The 17,334-nt window shown below is 70.4% G+C and carries 14 protein-coding genes; 3 read left to right on the top strand and 11 right to left on the bottom strand.

The annotated features are described in order from the left end of the window. Together AC07VM_RS18515 and AC07VM_RS18510 are read right to left on the bottom strand one after the other, a co-directional pair. Positions 1-1,534: LGFP repeat-containing protein (locus tag AC07VM_RS18515; protein ID WP_494912688.1), on the bottom strand; the 1,534-nt coding region annotated here is incomplete at its 3' end. Positions 1,535-1,818: 284 nt separating this feature from the next. Next, positions 1,819-2,892 carry a glycosyltransferase gene (locus AC07VM_RS18510; RefSeq protein ID WP_494912687.1) on the bottom strand — a complete coding sequence of 358 codons (1,074 nt, stop codon included), beginning with the start codon at positions 2,890-2,892 and terminating at the stop codon, positions 1,819-1,821. Positions 2,893-3,014: 122 nt separating this feature from the next. Between AC07VM_RS18510 and AC07VM_RS18505 the strand changes: the two genes are divergently transcribed. Both AC07VM_RS18505 and AC07VM_RS18500 read left to right on the top strand, forming a co-directional pair. Beyond that, positions 3,015-4,778, top strand: coding sequence for a DUF4012 domain-containing protein (locus AC07VM_RS18505; protein ID WP_494912686.1), 1,764 nt, complete (start codon positions 3,015-3,017; stop codon positions 4,776-4,778). 143 nt (positions 4,779-4,921) lie between these two features. Beyond that, positions 4,922-5,509 (top strand): LAVTG motif-containing sortase-dependent surface protein, encoded by a 588-nt coding sequence (locus AC07VM_RS18500; protein WP_494912684.1) that lies wholly within the window; start codon positions 4,922-4,924, stop codon positions 5,507-5,509. Positions 5,510-5,764: 255 nt separating this feature from the next. On the opposite strand, the gene AC07VM_RS18495 is transcribed toward AC07VM_RS18500, so the two are convergent. The 6 genes from AC07VM_RS18495 to AC07VM_RS18470 all read right to left on the bottom strand — a co-directional run bounded on the left by AC07VM_RS18495 (position 5,765) and on the right by AC07VM_RS18470 (position 11,723). After that, the gene (locus AC07VM_RS18495; protein ID WP_494912682.1) at positions 5,765-7,219 is read right to left on the bottom strand and encodes an LCP family protein; all 1,455 of its coding nucleotides are present in this window, start codon (positions 7,217-7,219) and stop codon (positions 5,765-5,767) included. Next, positions 7,216-7,683, bottom strand: a complete 468-nt coding sequence (purE, locus tag AC07VM_RS18490; protein WP_267418528.1) for a 5-(carboxyamino)imidazole ribonucleotide mutase — start codon at positions 7,681-7,683, stop codon at positions 7,216-7,218. The genes AC07VM_RS18495 and purE overlap by 4 nt, the downstream gene beginning before the upstream one ends. 145 nt (positions 7,684-7,828) lie before the next feature. Next, the gene (locus tag AC07VM_RS18485) at positions 7,829-8,953 is read right to left on the bottom strand and encodes a 5-(carboxyamino)imidazole ribonucleotide synthase (protein WP_494912680.1); all 1,125 of its coding nucleotides are present in this window, start codon (positions 8,951-8,953) and stop codon (positions 7,829-7,831) included. A 105-nt stretch (positions 8,954-9,058) separates the two neighbouring features. Then, positions 9,059-9,613 carry a PH domain-containing protein gene (locus tag AC07VM_RS18480; protein WP_416383334.1) on the bottom strand — a complete coding sequence of 185 codons (555 nt, stop codon included), beginning with the start codon at positions 9,611-9,613 and terminating at the stop codon, positions 9,059-9,061. A 50-nt stretch (positions 9,614-9,663) separates the two neighbouring features. Continuing rightward, positions 9,664-10,434, bottom strand: a complete 771-nt coding sequence (locus tag AC07VM_RS18475; protein ID WP_494912769.1) for a biotin--[acetyl-CoA-carboxylase] ligase — start codon at positions 10,432-10,434, stop codon at positions 9,664-9,666. 2 nt (positions 10,435-10,436) lie between these two features. Beyond that, positions 10,437-11,723 (bottom strand): CDP-glycerol glycerophosphotransferase family protein, encoded by a 1,287-nt coding sequence (locus AC07VM_RS18470; RefSeq protein WP_494912678.1) that lies wholly within the window; start codon positions 11,721-11,723, stop codon positions 10,437-10,439. A gap of 125 nt (positions 11,724-11,848) precedes the next feature. On the opposite strand from AC07VM_RS18470, the gene AC07VM_RS18465 reads away from it, so the two are divergent. Further along, on the top strand, positions 11,849-12,922 hold the full coding sequence (locus AC07VM_RS18465) for a glycosyltransferase family 2 protein (protein ID WP_494912677.1): 1,074 nt from the start codon (positions 11,849-11,851) through the stop codon (positions 12,920-12,922). Between the two features lie 18 nt (positions 12,923-12,940). Here the strand turns inward: AC07VM_RS18465 and AC07VM_RS18460 are convergent, their stop codons facing one another. From AC07VM_RS18460 to AC07VM_RS18450, 3 genes are read right to left on the bottom strand one after another with little or no spacing between them, the layout of a single operon-like run. After that, positions 12,941-14,377 carry a CDP-glycerol glycerophosphotransferase family protein gene (locus AC07VM_RS18460; RefSeq protein WP_494912676.1) on the bottom strand — a complete coding sequence of 479 codons (1,437 nt, stop codon included), beginning with the start codon at positions 14,375-14,377 and terminating at the stop codon, positions 12,941-12,943. Next, positions 14,374-15,627, bottom strand: coding sequence for a CDP-glycerol glycerophosphotransferase family protein (locus AC07VM_RS18455; RefSeq protein WP_494912674.1), 1,254 nt, complete (start codon positions 15,625-15,627; stop codon positions 14,374-14,376). Before AC07VM_RS18455 ends, AC07VM_RS18460 begins: the two co-directional genes overlap by 4 nt. A gap of 48 nt (positions 15,628-15,675) precedes the next feature. After that, positions 15,676-17,250, bottom strand: coding sequence for a S1C family serine protease (locus AC07VM_RS18450; protein WP_494912672.1), 1,575 nt, complete (start codon positions 17,248-17,250; stop codon positions 15,676-15,678). Between the last annotated feature and the right edge of the window lie 84 nt (positions 17,251-17,334).

The following is a 17,334-nucleotide window of genomic DNA, read 5'->3' as shown; positions in this document are numbered from 1 at the left end:
AGCCCGTCGCCGCCGACCAGCCGACCACACCCTTCTGGAACGTCATCGCGCACCCACCACCGGCGAGCGTGCAATCCTGTGCCGAGGTGGGCCAGCCCCACGTACCGGCTTCCCCGCCCGCGGCGAGATAGTCGGTGAGCATCCCTCCGGCCTTGAGCCCGAACGCCCCGGCAGGAGACGACCAGATCTTGCCCTTCGTGTACTCCTGCACCTGTCCGCCGCCGCCGGCGCTGACGGCCAGGACGGCTGTCTTCGGATATCCGTAGACACTGTTCACGCCTCCGGCTGCCCGCCAGAAGGTGAGGAACGGGCCGCTGACCTCCACGAGGCGAGTGGCGGGCGAGTAGACGATCACGCCGTTCTGGAAGGTCTGCTCGAAGCCGGCCTCCGGGCCTGCGATCGCTGCCTTCGTCGGATATCCGAAGCGACTCGACTCGGCGCCGAGCGTCTCATAGAGAGCCGCGAAGGCGGTAGGCACGAGCACGGAACCCGAAGCGGCCGAGTAGTAGACGGTCCCCTTCTGCAGCGTCATCTTGCATCCGCCTCCGGCGAGCTGGCACACGGCGTCGGCCGTCGGCCAGCCCCAGGACCCCTTCTCGCCTCCGGCAGCGAGGTAGTTCGCCCGGAAGGGACCGGTGCTCATGGGATAGGCGTGCGAGGAGGACGCCGGCTTCCAGATCGTCCCCTTCTCGAACTGCTGCACGTAGCCGCCTCCATTGGCGGCGACGTAGACGGCATTGCCCGTCGGCTGGCCGTAGCGACCCGTCGCGCCGCCCTGGGCGTTCCATGCGGTCGCGATCGCACCGGTGACGCTGTACTTCGTCGCACCGAACCAGTCCGTGAAGTAGTTGTAGAAGTTCCGGTTGCCGTATGCCGAGCAGCCGTCACCCTCGCCGTAGCCGGCCCGCAGAGCGGCCGCGTTGGGCTGGTAAGGCGTGTAGTAGTAGAGCGCCGACGTCGCCTTGTTCGCGATGTACACCGGCGACGAGCCACAGGACGCCTTCGGGTTGTACAGGATGTTCCAGGTCTTGCCCGGGGCGTACCACTGGAACCACTTGCCCTCCATGTAGATCTGCATCTGGCGTGCGGCGCCGTAGATCTGGTGGAAGAAGCCGATGAAGTTCGGGTCGCACGGTGCGGTGTCCGGGCACCCCTGTCCGAGGGCGATGCGGTAACGCCATGCGCTCGGCCAGGTGTGGGTGATGAGGCCCTGCTCCTTCTGGAGCATCACGATGAGCACCTGCGGGTTGATGTCGCACGCCTGCGACACGCGATAGATGATGCGTGCCGCGGACTCGTTGGCAGCGCCCTTGTACCCCGAGCAGTAGGCATCCGCCGGCCGGGTGACCGTGGTCATCTTGAAGTCCTTGAGGCAGACGATCGCCTCGTTGTTCTCGTCTCGGCCGCCCAGGCAGCGAGACACCTTGCTGTTGAAGAACGTCTGGATCTGCGCCTCGGTCATCGTGCTCTTGTCGGTGAACACGGCGTCGCTGATGAGGTTGCCCGCATTGAACCCGACGAGGGTGCTCTTCACGATCCCTGTCTCGACGGGACCCGCGACGGCGCCGGTGGCGGCCGCCGGAGCCGGGGAGACGGAGGCTTGGGCGGCGGCGGCAGGCGCCACCGTTCCGATCACCAGGGCGGAGACAGCGAGGAAACAGATGAGGAGTGGGGAGGTCCTCAGGGTGTTTCGCGAGCGTGGGGCACGTCGAGACATGTGACCAGTGTGACGGAAGTTGCAGGATGATGCCACTGTTGCGCTGGTTACGCGACAAGATTTCGGCGTGTCGCGCCGATGCGCAGGTTGTTCTCAGCCGCTCACAGGTCGGCATGCAGCCCCCACAGACGCTCCGCCGAGCTCGCCCAGGAGAAGGCCCGGGACCTGTCGGCGGCGAGCACCCGCAGCCGTGCCGACGAGGCGCCCGCCGCGTCGGCGACAGCTTCCGCGATGCCCTCCGCCGGCACCAGCATCCCGCCGTCGGCGAGGACGTCGCAGTGCGACCCGCTCTCGACCGCGACCACCGGCGTCCCGACCGTCATCGCCTCGACCGCACGCCACGGCCACCCCGCCACGGGATCGGTCGACACGAAAGCCGAAGCGCCGGCGAGGGCCGAGGCCCGGTCCGCCGGGGACAGCGCGCCACGGACGTGCGCCCTCCGCTCCGGCAGCCCGGCGGCGGAGGCGATCTCCACCAGGCGCGGCTCCGCACCCTCCGGCGCATCGAGCACGACCGCATCGACCCCGGCGGCGAGCGCACCTCGGAATCCCTCGGCGAGCGTCGTCGGCGAACCGGCCAGCACCACGTATTCCTCCGGCAGTCCGAGCACCTCACGGCGTGCCGTGGCATCGGTCGGAACCGCGAACGACCGCGGCGCGGCACCCGCGATCACCCGGATCCGCCCCCCGAGCTTCACGAGCTCGGCCAGACGCTCGGCGACCGCGTGCGACGGCACGACCACGGCATCGGCGTGCTTCACCGCGCGCCGGAGCATGGCGCGCTGCCACGCCACCGCGCTCTTCGACAGCGCCTCCGGTGCATCCCAGGCCCGCAGGTCCCACAGCGTCACGGTCGTCTGGTCGTTGTCGTGCACGCGATCGTGCCGCACGAGCGGTGCCATCAGTGTCGGCGAGTGGATGAGGCCGCCGCCGACGCCGGGGGCGATCCCGAGCTGCCAGGAGGCCGCGATCTCACGCCTGCCGAGCGCGAGCGTCCGCACGTCCTCGATGCCCGGTACCGGCACCTCGGCTCCCGCGGTGACGATGGCATCCACCGCACACCCCGACGGCGCCGTGGCGACGAGTCCCGCCACCAGGTCGACCGACGCCGAGGCCTGGTCGGGGTCGACGACCTGCACGAGCTGATCCAGAACAACACGCAGCCGAGCACCCATGCGCTCAGGCTATCCTCGCCGCGTCACTCCGCCGCGGAGCGCGCCGCACGCGCCCCACGAATGTCAGCGTTCCCACAGATTTCCCCCACCACCGGCGCAGGGGTTCATGCTTGAATGCTCGGGTGAGCGATGGTCGACTTCCCGTCCGGCGCCGATGGATCGGGTGGACCATCGGCATCCTGCTGTCGCTTCTCATCATCGCGATCGGCTGGGTGACGGTCCGCGGCATCGGTGCTGTCACGAACCTCCAGCACGTGGCCAAGGGGGCGTCGCAGCTCAAGTCGTCGATCGCGGCCGGCGACCTCGAAGGCGCCAAGCCGATCGCCGAGAGCATCGCCCGCAACGCAGCCTCCGCGGAAGACCTCACCTCTGACCCCGTCTGGGCCGCGTTCGGTGCGGTCCCGTGGCTGGGGCCGAACTTCCGGGCCGTGAGCGAGATCGCCGCGATCGCCGACGACGTCTCGCAGGACGCCCTCACGCCCCTCCTCGATGTGGCGGGCGGACTGGATCTGGCCGGTCTCGGGTTCAGCAACGGCGCCGTCGACCTCGAGCCGTTCGCCGCCATCGAGAAGCCGCTCGGCACCGCGAGCACCGCCCTCGACGCCGCACAGCGACAGGCCCGGCGCATCGACGCCGATGCCACCCTTCCCCCTCTCGCCGGCGCGATCGGCGAGATGCGATCGGCGGTGACTCAGGCGGCGACCGCGGTCGGTTCGCTCCACGGGGCGGCCGTGCTGCTTCCGACCATGCTCGGCGGCGAAGGACCGCGCAACTACGTCCTGGCGATGCAGAACAACGCGGAGCTGCGCTCCTCCGGCGGCATCATCGGCTCGATCGCCCTCCTCCACGCCGAGAACGGGCGGATCACCCTGCAGAAGCAGGCCTCGACGCGCGACTTCCCGCCGCTCGACAAGGCTCTGCCGCTCAGCGATTCGACGATCGCCCTGTTCGAAGATCGTCCAGGACGCTACCTCCAGAACATCACCAGCATCCCGGACTTCGCCGAGGCCGGCGAGACCGTCGCGGCACGCTGGGAGGGCCGGTTCGGCGGGACCGTCGACGGCGTCATCGCGGTGGACGCCGTCGTCGCGAGGCACCTCATGAAGGTGACGGGCGACCTCTCGTTCGGCCCGTTCACCGCCACCTCCGACACCGTGACCGACATCCTTCTCTCCGAGATCTACGCCGCGGTCCCCGACCCGGCGGTACAGGACCAGATCTTCGCGAAGGCTGCGGCGGCCCTGTTCAGCTCCGCCCTGACCGGCGGAGACCCGAAGGCCCTGATCGGCGCGATGGCCGACGCCGCGGGCGAGGGGCGGATCCGCATCTGGAGCGCCCACGAGGACGAGGAGGCGCTGCTCGCGTCCTCCGCCCTGGGCGGCACGATCCCCCGGGACAGCGCCGACGCGACGTACGTGGGCGTCCTGATCAACGACGGCACCGGCGGCAAGATGGACTACTACACCCGCGCGTCGATCACGACCGCCGTCGGGACGTGCCAGGGCTCCCCGACCACTCAGGTGCGGGTGACCTGGAAGAACACGGCGTCCTCCGATGCGGCCACCTCGCTGCCGGGCTACGTCACGGGCGACGGCGTGTACGGGGTGCCGGCCGGGACGGTGCGGACACTGATCGCCATCTACGGCCCGGAGGGCGCGACACCCTCTCACATCGACCGTGACGGCGCCGAAGAAGGCGTGCAGACAGCGATGCTCGGCGACCGTTCCGTGGTGCAGCACGAGGTGTCCCTCGCCCCCGGCGAGTCGACCACGATCACGCTCGAGTTCGCCGGCTCCGGAGCGGGAGAGCGCCTCACCGAGGTGCTGCACACGCCGCTCATCGAGGGTCCGAAGATCACGCGCGACACACTTCAGTGCGCGTCGTGACTTTCCCCGCCCGATAGGGTACTGTCGACTCACTGGGGAATATCTGGTGTCTGCAATTCTGCCGTGGGGGCAGGAAGACACCACGCAGTCGAACGCAGGGGTGTGTTCGAAGGCGATTCCGCGTGAAATTCTGGGGAGAAATCATGCTGAAGAAACTGGCTGCCATCAGCCTTGCCGCCGGCGCGCTCGTTCTTGCTGCGCCTGCCGTCGCCACCGCCGCGCCGTCTGCACCGGCTCCGTCGTCGTCCGACTCCTACCCGTCGCCTCCTGGCGTCAAGGTCGGAGATCCGATCATCGACATCTGCGAGGTCTCGACGATCGTGTTCGGACCGGGGTACTTCCTCCCATCCGAGAACGTGAACGTCTCGGTCTCCGGCCTCAACGCCGGGAACGCCGCTGTGTCGGGCAACACCGCCGCCACGGACGGCAGCCTGACGCTCACCTTCCGCCCGCCGTCTGACGGAGAGGGCTCCTACGCCATCGCCTTCGGTGGCTCGCGCTCGTACACCGCCACGATCACCGTGTCGCACGGCCACGACGCCGCCTCGACCTGCGACCACGACCCTGCTGTCGCACCTGCAGGTGCCGAGCTGCCGCTCACGGGCGACGGATTCGAGCTCGCGCTCACCGGTGGAAGCGTCTCGCCGTGGATCCTCGGTGGCGGTGCCGCGGCACTCGTCGCCGGTGGCGCACTGGTCGCGGTCGGAGCCTCTCGCCGCAAGCGCGCCTAGGTTCGGCTGCCGCCTCGCGCGGTGGTCGACTGGACGACGGTGATCCCTCCCCCTCCGATCACCGTCGTCTGGTGCATCCGGTGACAACACCGGAAGCCCACGGCTGTCCCTCCCTCGCAGGTGACAGCCGTGGGCTTTGTCGTGCGTACGGCTTTGTCGTGCGTGCGGCGGTACGTGCGTGCGGCGGTACGTGCGCGGTGAGATCCCGGATGCACCCCGCCCCGAGGGCGGTCGGCAGACCCGGCGCTCACGCGGTCACGGTGCGGGAGTGGGTGTCTCCGTCGGCGGGTGCAGCGCCTGCTGGATCATGTCGTGGATGAATCCGTAGTCCGGCTGGTGCTCGTCCACTCCGGAGTCCGGGGTGAGCTCGATCGTCGTGACCTTCTGCTCCTTGGCCTTGAGCATCAGATCGAAGAACTCCGGCAGCTTGTCGGAGGGCAGGTCCGTGCTGATCAGCGCCGTCCCGGCCGCCGCCACCTCGTTGAACCGCGTCAGCACGGTCTGCGGCGTGAACTGGGCGAGGATCGCCTCCTGCAGCTGTCGCTGACGCTTCATCCGATCCCAGTCGCTGGTCGTGTATCGCGACCGGGCGTACCACTGGGCGGTGTCGCCGTCCATGTGCTGCTTGCCGGGCTCGATCCAGCCGATCGCCCACTCGTTCACATCGGTGCCGGTCCACCCCTCCGGCGGTCCACCCTTGGGCAGGCGCTCCGTGGCGTCGATCTCGACGCCGCCCAGAGCGTCGACGAGCTCGGCGAAGCCGTGCATGTCGACGAAGACGTAGTAGGGGATCTCGATCCCGAGGACCCCTTCGGCGGCGTCCTTCGTCGCCTCGATCCCGGGATCGGACCCATGGGCGACGGCATCGGGGTAGAGCCCCGTCCCCCCGTCCTCCCGACAGACCTCCGCAGCGTTGCGCACGTGGTTCATCCAGCCGTTCCACCCGCAGGTGGACGAGGCGTGGCCTTCGAAGCCGTTCGGGTACAGCTCCTGCATCGGGCTGCCGTCGCTGAACGGTGCGTTCGGGAGCTCGCGCGGGATGCCGGTGATCGTGACCGCTCCGGTGTCGGCGTTCACCGACACGACGGAGATGCTGTCGAATCGCATCGAGTCACGACCGTCACCGCTGTCCGCGCCGAGGAGCAGGATGTTGTAGTAGCCGTCGCTCGGCTCCACACTCGGGCCGCTCTGCCCGAAGATCGCACCGAGGGTGCTCCGCACCGACCCCACGGCGGTGGCCGCATAGGCGGTCCCGCCGCCGACGAGGCCCAGCAGCACGAGTGCCACCACGGGGATGGCGAGGCGCGACAGTCCGGGAACCTTCACCAGCCGCACGAGCCGCAGGGCATCGAAGGTCAGCACGATCCAGAGCACCACGTAGCCGAAGAGCAGCACCTGGACGATCGTGAGGACCGCGGCGGAGAAGAAGCCCCCGCCGATCGTGATCCACAGCAGGACCGGTCGCGCGAAGAGGGCGAGTCCTGCGGCCACGATCACGAGGAACCACGCGAACAGCGTCGCACCGAGTCCGAACCGCCCGAGCCGACGGTTGCCCGCGAGCACCTGCGCCGATCCGGGGAGGAGGACGTTCAGGGCGACGAGCCACCACCCCCGCTTGACCATCGTCCCCGCGTCGGAGGAGTCCGGGTGCCGCAGCGGCCGGGACTCGATGAGCGGGCGCTGTGTTGCGCGCGGAGGCGCAAGGGTCACAGTGACGCCTTCAGCCGTTCGTTCTTCGCCTCGACCTGAGCCTCGAGATCGCGCGCATACGCTTCGACGCGGTCGGCGAGGTCGTCGTCCGCGGTTCCGAGGATGCGCGCGGCGAGGAGGCCCGCATTGCGCGCTCCCCCGATGGAGACGGTTGCGACCGGGATGCCGGCGGGCATCTGCACGATCGAGAGCAGGGAGTCCATGCCGTCGAGATACGCGAGGGGCACCGGGACGCCCACCACCGGGAGCGGCGTCATCGAGGCGAGCATGCCCGGAAGGTGGGCCGCTCCCCCGGCGCCGGCGATGATGACGCGGATTCCGCGGGCCCGCGCCTCACGCGCGTAGGACATGAGCTTGTCGGGTGTGCGGTGCGCCGAGACGACCTCCACCTCGTGCGGGATGCCGAAGTCCGTGAGCGCCTGAGACGCGTCGCTCATGACCCGCCAGTCGGAGTCGGATCCCATGACGACGCCGACCAGAGGATCGGCGGAGGAGTGCAGTGGCTCGGTCACCAGATCAGGGTACGGTCTACCGCTGGGAGAACCCCCGAACGGCACGCCTCTTGACGCGCATGTGTCGTCTCGCCGAGCCGGGTCACGGGGCGCCGGATCAGAGGAAATGCGCGGCGGTGGCTCGCGCGACGTACACGGCGTCGTCGAGGTCGTCGTCCGCGACGTTGACGTGCCCCACCTTGCGACCGGGTCGCGGTGCCTTTCCGTAGGTGTGGATCTTCGCCTGCGGGTGCTCCGCCATCGCGGCGCCGAAACGCTCCTCGAGCGTGCCGTCGGTCGGTCCGCCGAGGATGTTCACCATCACGGACCAGGCCGCGCGCGGCGCGGTGCTGCCCAGGGGAAGGTCGGCGACCGCGCGCAGGTGCTGCTCGAACTGGCCGGTCACGGCGCCGTCCTGGCTCCAGTGCCCGCTGTTGTGCGGCCGCATCGCGAGCTCGTTCACGAGGATGCGCTCGTCGTCGGTCTCGAACAGCTCGACGGCGAGCATCCCGGTCACGCCGAGACCCTCGGCGATGGCACGACCGATCCCCTCCGCGACCTCCACGAGACGCTCGGCGGCGGCCGGGGCCGGCGCGATGACCTCCGCGCACACCCCGTCGCGCTGCACCGTCTCGACCACCGGATACGCGACGATGTCGCCACTCGGACGACGGGCCACCTGCTGGGCGAGCTCGCGCACGAACGGGACGAGCTCCTCGACCAGGAGCGCGTCGCCGCCGTCGAGCGCGTCGAGCCAGTCCTGGGCATCCTCTGCCGCCCGCACGACCCGCACGCCCTTGCCGTCGTAGCCGCCTCGCGGCGTCTTCACCACGCCGGCGCCGGCATGCGCGTCGAGGAAGGCCTGCAGCTCGGCGACGCTGCGCACGGCTGCCCAGTCCGGCTGCGGCACGCCGAGTTCGGCGAGGCGCGCGCGCATCACGAGCTTGTCCTGTGCGTACTGGAGGGCATCCGGTCCCGGGTGCACGACCACGCCGTCGGCGACGAGCGCACGCAGCACCTCCTGCGGCACGTGCTCGTGGTCGAATGTGACGACGTCCACGTCGGCGACGAAGGCGCGCACGGTCTCGAGGTCGCGGTAGTCGCCGACCGCGGTGGCCGCGAGTCCGGCGGACATCCCCTCATCCTCGGCGAGCACTCGCAGATCGAGGCCGAGCTCGACCGCCGGAGCGATCATCATCCGGGCCAGCTGTCCTCCGCCGATCACGCCAACACGCAGCGCCATATGCCGCCTCCATTCGTCTGCCCCCATTCTCCCGCACCGACGCGGGCGGAATCGACATGCTCCGGCATCCGGCCGACCGACGCGGCCGACGAGCACGGAGGGGGTTCACATCGAGGCGGGATCGTCCCCACCGGACTGGGCATCGCGATGCGCCAGGATCTGACCGACCTCGATCTGGTCGGCGAGAGTCTCGTGGACGAGGGTCACGTTCGGCACGTTCGCGAGTCGGAGAGGCGCATCCACGCCGTTGGACAGGGTGATGGTGCCCGTGCCCCAGAGCCGCTGCAGAGGGCCGCGGCGAACCGCGATCGTGTAGCCCCGGGCATGCGACATCTCCCGACGCCGATGCGCGCCCACACCCTCTCGGGCGATGACGCGCCTGGTCGTCACGGTGGTGCTCCGGGAGTACCAGACCACGAACGGGATCACGACCGCGAGCAGTACGAGACCCCCGGCGGCGGCGAAGAGCATCCAGTTCTCGAACCCGGCCGGCAGGTTGCCGTAGAAGTAGGCCGTCGCCCCGAAGGCCGCGATGAGCACGAGCGCGGACCAGAACAGCCGTCGCGCATGACTCCGGAAGCGCGCGATCAGCAACTCCTCCGAGGGCGTACCGGGCGGCGGCATCAGGGGCCGTCCGCCGAGCGTCACAGGCTGGGTCACCCCACCATTGTGCCTGTGATCTGCGACAAAGCCGGCCGTGCGACGGCGTGTCAGCTTCCGGCGGGGCGCACGTGCACCACGTCGCCGGCGGAGATCGCGTGTTCGACGCCGGCGACGCTCACCAGCAGGCGCCCCTCCGCATCGAGCGCGGCGGCTGTCCCCTCGAGGGTGCGCCCGGCCGGCAGCGACACCCGGACCTGCTGTCCGAGGGTCGAGCAGCGTGCCGTCACGGCGTCGTGCAGGCCGCTCGCGGTGGCGTCACCGGTCGCGACGAGCGCCGCCAGGTGGGTGCCGAGCGCGTCCAGGTAGGCGGCGACCAGCCTGTCCTCGTCGACGCGCACGCCGAGCGCGGCGAACGAGGTCGCCGTCGGGACGGGAAGCTGCTGGGCCGTCATGGCCGTGTTGACGCCCGCACCGACCACGACCGCCTCAGCCGTCGCCTCGGCGAGGATGCCGCAGATCTTGCGCCCGTCCACGAGCACGTCGTTGGGCCATTTGACCGAGACCTCGTGCGCGGGGAGCTGCGCTGCGACGGCCTCAGCCATCGCCACGCCCGCCGCGAGCGGGACCCAGCCGCGCGCCGCGGGGTCGCTCGGCAGCGACCGCAGCAGGACGGAGATGGCCAGAGCGGTGCCGGCGGGGGCGATCCACGTGCGATCGAGCCGACCTCGCCCGGCGGTCTGATCGCGCGTGATCAGGGTCGAGAGGTGCGGCCATCCCTCGCCGTCAGCCGCGTGCTCCCGAAGATCGGCGTTCGTCGAGCCGGTGCTGACGACGGTCTCCACCCGGGGAGCGATGCCGTTCGCGAGCGGGAAGTCCATGCTCACGCGTCCTCGTCGTCGGCGACCTCTTCGTCGTCGTCGTCCTCGTCCTCGCGGACGGCACCGACCTCGTGTGCCTGCCAGTGCTCCCACTTCTGCATGAGACCGTCGATCGCCGCGTGGAACTTCTCGGTCGCCACGCCCTGCGTCGTGTCGCCGAAGTAGTGCTGCACCCACATCTGCAGTCGGGCGATGGCGGCCTCATCGGCGCGCACGCGCTCGACCTCCGCGACGATGTCGCGCGCGCCCTCCACCGTGAGCCACTCGCAGTCCGCCAGGTAGCCCTGCGTGTCGACCGAGGCCTGCTCGTCGGTCGGCCGCGTGATCATCAGCGGCTTCCCCGCGGCGAGCCGGTCGTAGACCATCGCCGAGATGTCGACGACCGCGACATCGGCGGCCGTGAGCTGCCAGCCGAGCTCCGGCCCGTCGTCGTAGATGTGCTGGGCGGTCGCATCCGCGGCGTTCGCCGCATTGATCGCCGCGAGGATCCGGCGGTGAGCGGCGCCGTACGCCTCGTCGACCACACCGCTGCGCGGGTGCGGACGGTAGATCACCCGGTGCGAGCCGGTGGCCAGTAGACGACCGACCAGGGCTTCGCCGTGCGTCGCGATCGACCCGTAGTGCGCGCTGGGGCGGTCGCCCTCCCAGGTGGGGGCGTAGAGGACCACGGTGCGCTCGTCCGGCGAGTACGGCAGCGTGCCCGAGTAGTGGTCGGCCTGCGGACGTCCGATCTCGATGGTGCGGCGGTCCACGTCGTAGTCCCACAGGGTGCGCGACAGTCGGTCTCTCGCGGCCTGGCCGGCGACCAGGGCGTAGTCGTACGCCTTGTACTGGTTCGTGGTCATGTACATCTTGTCGGACTCGCCGTGGTTGATGAACACGTGCCAGCGGCGGCCGTACCGGAACATCTGGAAGTTCCGGGTGTTCTGGTTGACGTACAGCACGACGCGGATGTCCTGCGTCGCGATGAACCGCTCGAGGTCGCGGATCTTCGGCACGAACGCGACGGGCGGCGAGTCCTCGTCGAGCAGCTTCTCGGTGCCGGTGGCCTGTCGCGAGAGCACGACGACCGGCCAGCGCCGGGCGAGCTCGTTGAGCGGGCGGTACCACTGACGCATCTGGTACATGTTGACCGCACCGTCGGCGAAGTACACCGCGACCTTGAAGTGGTCGGTCGGGAACGGCTCGCGCTCGGCGAGACGGCGGCGCAGGCGCTGCACGGCGGTGCGCGACGCGAGCGCCCGCTTCAGCAGACGGTATGCCTTCTTCGCGTCAGACAATGCACCCATCCCTCCAGAATAGTTCGTCCGCGCCGGATTCCCCGGCCTGTGCACAGCGACCGGGCAGGCCGCGCCCGGCCACGCAGGCGCTTCCCCTCAGGGAACGCGGGAGGACACCGTGCCATGATCGTCATGTGCCAGCCGATGAGTCCGCCACTCCCCCGACCGGGGTCTCCTTCGTGATGCCGGTGCTCAACGAGCGCGCCTACCTCGAGCACGCGGTCGCGTCCGTGCTCGCGCAGGACGTCGATGTGCCCACCGAGCTCGTGCTCGCGCTCGGCCCCTCGACCGACGGCACCACGGAACTCGCACAGCGGATCGCGGCGAAGGACGACCGCATCCGCCTGGTCGAGAATCCCGCTGCGCACATCCCGGTCGGCCTGAACGCCGCGATCCGCGCGAGCCGCTACGCCACGATCGTCCGCGTCGACGCGCACTCCGAGCTGTCCCCGGGCTACGCCGCTCGCGCCCTCCAGACCCTGGACCGCACCGGGTCCGCCAACGTGGGCGGCGTCATGCATGCGGAAGGACGGACGCCTTTCCAGAAGGCGGTCGCCCGTCTCTACAACTCCCCCGTCGGACTCGGCGGAGGCGCCTACCACGGCAGCTCCCAGGAGGGCGAGGCCGAGTCCGCCTACCTCGGCGTGATGCGCCGCGAGGTGCTCGACGAGGTCGGACTGTTCGACGAGTCCATCCGACGCGGTGAGGACTGGGAGCTCAACCTCCGCATCCGCCAGGCCGGCCACCGCGTCTGGTTCGACCCCTCGCTGTCGGTCACGTACTGGCCGCGGGAGAGCTGGCTGCGGCTCGCGCGTCAGTTCCGGGCGACCGGAGCGTGGCGCGGAGAGCTGGTGCGGCGGTTCGGCCGTCGCAACGGCATCCGCTACTTCGCACCGCCCGCACTCGTCCTCGTGGTCGCGCTCGCGCTCGTGGTGGGCGTGCTGCAGCTGACGGGAGTGCTCAGCGGGGTGGCCTCCCTGATCGCGGGACTCGTCGTGTACGTGCCGCTCGCCCTGTACCTGCTCCTCGTGCTCGCCGTCGCGCTGGCGCCCGGCGGCGGAGGCGTGCGCCAGCGGCTGTGGACGCTCCTCGTCCTCCCGACCATGCACCTCGCGTGGGGCCTCGGGTTCCTCGGCGGCGTCCTCCGCGGCGCACGGGACACCGTCGACGCCTCGCGCCTCGGCACGCAGAACACCCCGCTCCCCTGACGCGGGGGCGAACGGCGGTCAGGGCGTCACGAAGCCCAGATCGAGGATGCGGTCGACCACGCGTTCCGCGGCATGACCGTCGTCCCGCGTGTTGAACTGCGCGCGCCAGGCCGCGTACCTCGCGGCGTAGGCGGCCTCGTGGCCCTCATCGTCCAGCGCGGCGGCGAGCTCTTCCTGCGTGCGCACCAGCGGACCCGGGGCACGCTCGGCGAGGTCGAAGTAGAAGCCGCGCAGCTGCCCGCGGTAGTGATCCAGGTCCGGCACCAGGAAGTACATCGGCTTGCCCGTGACGCTGAAGTCGAACATGACCGAGGAGTAGTCGGTGATCAGGGCGTCCGCGGCGAGCAGGAGCCGCGCGGTCTCCGGGTAGCCGGTCACATCGATGACCCGCGCCCCGGCACGGTCGCGCCCCTGCTCCAGGGTGCGCGAGTGCCCTCGCATGAGCACCACGGCGTTCGCCTGACGTGCCAGGAGCTCCGGATCGACGAAGTCGACCATCTCCGTCCGGTCGTCACGCCACGTCGGGGCGTAGAGGAGCACCCGCTCGTCCGCACCGATGCCGAGAGCCTGCCGGACCGCGGCGGGGTCCTCCGTGGCGAGGACATCGTTCCGGGGGTAGCCGTCCACCCAGATCGGCCGTCCGAAGAACGCATATGCCTTGCGGAGGATGCGCTCCGAGTACGTGTTCTGCGCCAGCAGCACGTCCCAGCGCCGCGACTCCTTCACGACCGCGGCCATCCGTCGCGGGTCGAAGCCGGGACGATGCAGCGCGAGCCGCTTGAGCGGGGTGCCGTGCCAGGTCTGCAGCACCTTTTGTCCGGGCTTGCGGGCGAACCGGCGGCGCAGCCAGTCGTTCACCACCAGCAGGCGCGCAGCCCCGCGCGCATGCCACCACTGCGGGCTGCCTTCGACGACGGCGATCGCCCCTTCGGGGACCTCGACCGACAGATCGACGACACTCCAGTACCGACGCACCTGCGGAGCCCGGGCCGCGAGCTCCCGATCGATCGCGCGGGGGTTGCAGCCGACGCTGCGGCCGTAGAAGCTCTCGAAGAAGACCGCGTTCTCGGTGCCGCCGGTCTGGGCCACGTAACGCTCCTCGAGCGTGGTCCGCCCCTCCGCCGTCTCGTACAGCGGGTCGATCGGCGCCGCGATGCGGACGTCGCGTCCGTCGACCGCGATGCGCACCCCGGTCAGCACGACGGGATCGATGCGCAGCTCGTCGAGGTCGGCGTCGGCGATCCGCAGCTCGTACTCCCCCGCGGGCAGCGGCAGGGACGGCCCTCCCCAGCGCGAGGCCTGGAGGGGGAACGCGGCCTTCCACGTCTTGCCGCCACCGCTGATGCGCGCGTCGACCCGCGCTCGCAGGCCGACCAACGCGGCCGCCGCCGGTCGCTGACCGGTCCCTGCGATGACCAGCTCCTCTGCTGCGTCATCGATGCGGGCCGTTGTCATACTGCTCCCTTCGGCGCGGGGACACCCCGCGCACGGATCACCTGGTAGACGCGTTCCGTGTTGCGCCCGTCCCGATGCGCGTGCATCCTCGCGCTGAGCGTAGCTGACCGCTCGGACGCCGCGTCGAACGCCCTGCTCTCGGAGAGCAGCTGCTCGAGCTGCACGAGCAGCTCCGCCCAGTCCGTCGCCGCATCGGTGCCGGCGACGTCCTCGAATCGGCCGTAGAACCCGCGGGTGCGGGCATACTCCCTCGCGTCCGGGGCGAGGTACAGCACCGGGGTGCGCAGGAGGCCGACGTCGTAGGCGAGCGACGAGTAATCGGTCACCAGGACGTCGACGGCGGCCAGCGCGGGGGTCACGTCGGAGATCACGCCGGAGCCCAGCGCGCGGACCCGGCGGCTGGGCAGCGGCGGTGCATATCCGCCCTCGCCCAGCGGGTGCGAGCGCACCAGCAGGATCGCGTCGTTGTCCTCCAGCACACGGAGGATCCGGATCCACTCCGCGGCGGAAGGCACGGCGGGGTCCGGAGCGCCGTCGCGCCAGGTCGGTGCGTACAGGATGGTGCGGGCGGCGTCCGGAATCTCCCCGACGACGCCGCGCAGGAGCGCGCGCGCCGCCGACCTCCGTTGCTCCGGGGACCCTGCGGAGAGCACGTCGACCCGGGGCTCCCCCGTCACCACGACACGGCCGTCACCGAGGCCGAAGGCGGACTCCAGGCGGCCGCGTGCGCGATCGGATGCGGCCGGGAGCACGCGGATCCGTCGTGCGGCGGCGCGATACAGGAGCCCCACGAGACGACGCAGCAGCGGTGCGCCGGGTACCGACGGCACCTGGGTCGTGGCCGGGGAGTCGAGTCCGATGCGCTTGAGCGGTATCCCGTGCCAGAGCTGGATGAGGAAGCCACCCCCGTTGCCGTAGCGGTTGACGTCGCCGAGGCCGTGGGTCACCACGAGGACACCCGCACGGGCGGTCGCCCACCAGCCTCGCAGGCTGCCCTTGCGGACGGACCTGATGCCGAGTGCGGCGGCGTCCCGGTCCTCGCGGTCGGAGGAGGTGAGCCAGAGCGTGTCGTGACCGAGGGCGACGGCGTGCCGCTGGAGTGCCAGCGCCCCATCGCCGACGCCCGCACCGCACCCGAAGACCCAGCGACGTCCGCGCGGGACGAGGAGCGTGCCGATGCGTCCGACGGCATACAACGGGATCCTGAGCAGCTTGGCCGCATTGCCGTTGCCGAAAGAGAAGGACGCCACCCCGCGAGCCTATCGCGCGGGTGGCGTCCTTCTCTGTGAGGGCGGGGGTCAGCCGGCGAGTTCGCCGAGCGTCACCTCGACGTCGTACGACTTGCCTCCGCGGACATACGTCACCTTGGCGTCGCTGCCCGCAGCCGCGGCGCGCACCTGGGCGGTGAGGTCGGAGGCGCTGGTGATCGGCACGCCGTTGAAGGAGGTGACGATGTCACCTTTCTCGAGCCCGCCGCCGGCGGCCGCGCCGCCGGCGTTGGCCTTGGCGATGTACGCGCCGGCGACGGTCGCGCCCTCGATGCTCGAGGCGTCCTGCACCGAGGCGCCCAGCAGACCGTGCGTGGCCGCACCGTCGGCGATGATCTCGTCGGAGACCCGCTTGGCGATGTTCGACGGGATGGCGAAGCCGATGCCGATCGAGCCGGACTCCTCGGAGCTGCCCGAGCTCGCGATCGCCACGTTGATGCCGATGAGCTCGCCCTTGCTGTTCACCAGCGCGCCGCCCGAGTTGCCGTGGTTGATCGCGGCGTCGGTCTGGATGACGGCGATCGAGATGGAGTCGGTGGTCTGCTGACCGCCGCTGCCCGGGATGTCGAACTGGAACGGTCCCTGGCCCTGACCCTGATCCGGCGTCTGCTGCTCCGGTGCGTCCTGCGAGGACGAGTCCGGGAGGGCGGACGACGCGATCTGGATGCTGCGGTTCAGTGCGCTGACGATGCCGGTCGTGACCGAGTTCGCCAGGCCCAGCGGAGCGCCGAGCGCGACGGCGGTATCGCCGACGTTGAGCTTCGACGAGTCGGCGAAGTCCATCGGCGTGAGGTCCTTCGCACCCTTCAGCTTGATCACGGCGAGGTCGTAGATCGGGTCGGTGCCGACGACCGTGGCCTCGTAGATCCGCCCGTCCGACGTGGTCACGCGGATGGTGGGATCTGCGACGGCGCCGCCGAGCGTTACCACGTGCGTGTTGGTGAGCACGTAGCCGTCGTCGCTGATGATGACGCCGGACCCGCTGCCCGCCTGGTCGGAACCGGCGACCTCGATGGTGACCACCGAGGGAAGCGCGGCCGTGGCGACGGCCGTGGTCTCGTTGACCGAGCCCGGGTTGTTCACGGTGACGGTCTGCGGTCCGGTGGCCGTGCCCGACGACGGGCGGTCCTGCAGACCGTTCAGCAGCGCGCCGCCGCCGAAGCCGGCGAAGCCGCCGACCAGTGCGGCCGCGACGATGATCGCGGCGAACTTGGTGCCGCCGCGCTGCTTCTGCTCTTTGGTCTTGGTCGCCTCGCCGGGGAGGCCCCCGGGCGCTGCGCCGTCGAGCGGCAGGGTGTTCTGGGTGTGCGACGTCGCGGTGGGGATGCCGAAGGCGGCTCCCGACGCGGTGGCCGTCGCGGGTGCCACCGGTGCCGCGGGTGCGGCGAAGCCGTGCGGCACCGGGGCGATCACGGGTGCGGCGGGGGCCGGAGACGTGAACGTCGACGGCACCTCGTGCCCCGGGGACTGCGCGGCGGGCGCAGCGACGGTCTGATCAGCGGCGACGTCGGCCACCGGCTGAGCGGTGACCTCTGCAGCCTCGGTGGACGGCACGGCGTCGTTCGACGCGGATGCCGACTGGTCCTGGGTGTTGTCTTCGTTCATGGTGTGCTCCTTCAACGACCACTTCAGAATGACGCGTGTATCTGTGCGTTCCTTATGTCGAAGATGAGTTTCAGCTATGGCCTT

It is taken from the genome of Microbacterium sp. GW821-FHT01D02 (assembly GCF_059422585.1).
The sequence above is the reverse complement of the archived record's forward strand: the minus strand, read 5'-3'. Positions and strand labels throughout refer to the sequence as shown.

Bases quoted from the DNA above. Each gene is read 5' to 3' on its own strand.
- AC07VM_RS18500 (WP_494912684.1), top strand. From the start codon at position 4,922: ATGCTGAAGAAACTGGCTGCCATCAGCCTTGCCGCCGGCGCGCTCGTT.
- AC07VM_RS18460 (WP_494912676.1), bottom strand. From the start codon at position 14,377: ATGACAACGGCCCGCATCGATGACGCAGCAGAGGAGCTGGTCATCGCA.
- purE (WP_267418528.1), bottom strand. From the start codon at position 7,683: ATGGGATCCGACTCCGACTGGCGGGTCATGAGCGACGCGTCTCAGGCG.
- AC07VM_RS18450 (WP_494912672.1), bottom strand. From the start codon at position 17,250: ATGAACGAAGACAACACCCAGGACCAGTCGGCATCCGCGTCGAACGAC.
- AC07VM_RS18485 (WP_494912680.1), bottom strand. From the start codon at position 8,953: ATGGCGCTGCGTGTTGGCGTGATCGGCGGAGGACAGCTGGCCCGGATG.
- AC07VM_RS18510 (WP_494912687.1), bottom strand. From the start codon at position 2,892: ATGGGTGCTCGGCTGCGTGTTGTTCTGGATCAGCTCGTGCAGGTCGTC.
- AC07VM_RS18475 (WP_494912769.1), bottom strand. From the start codon at position 10,434: ATGGACTTCCCGCTCGCGAACGGCATCGCTCCCCGGGTGGAGACCGTC.
- AC07VM_RS18470 (WP_494912678.1), bottom strand. From the start codon at position 11,723: ATGGGTGCATTGTCTGACGCGAAGAAGGCATACCGTCTGCTGAAGCGG.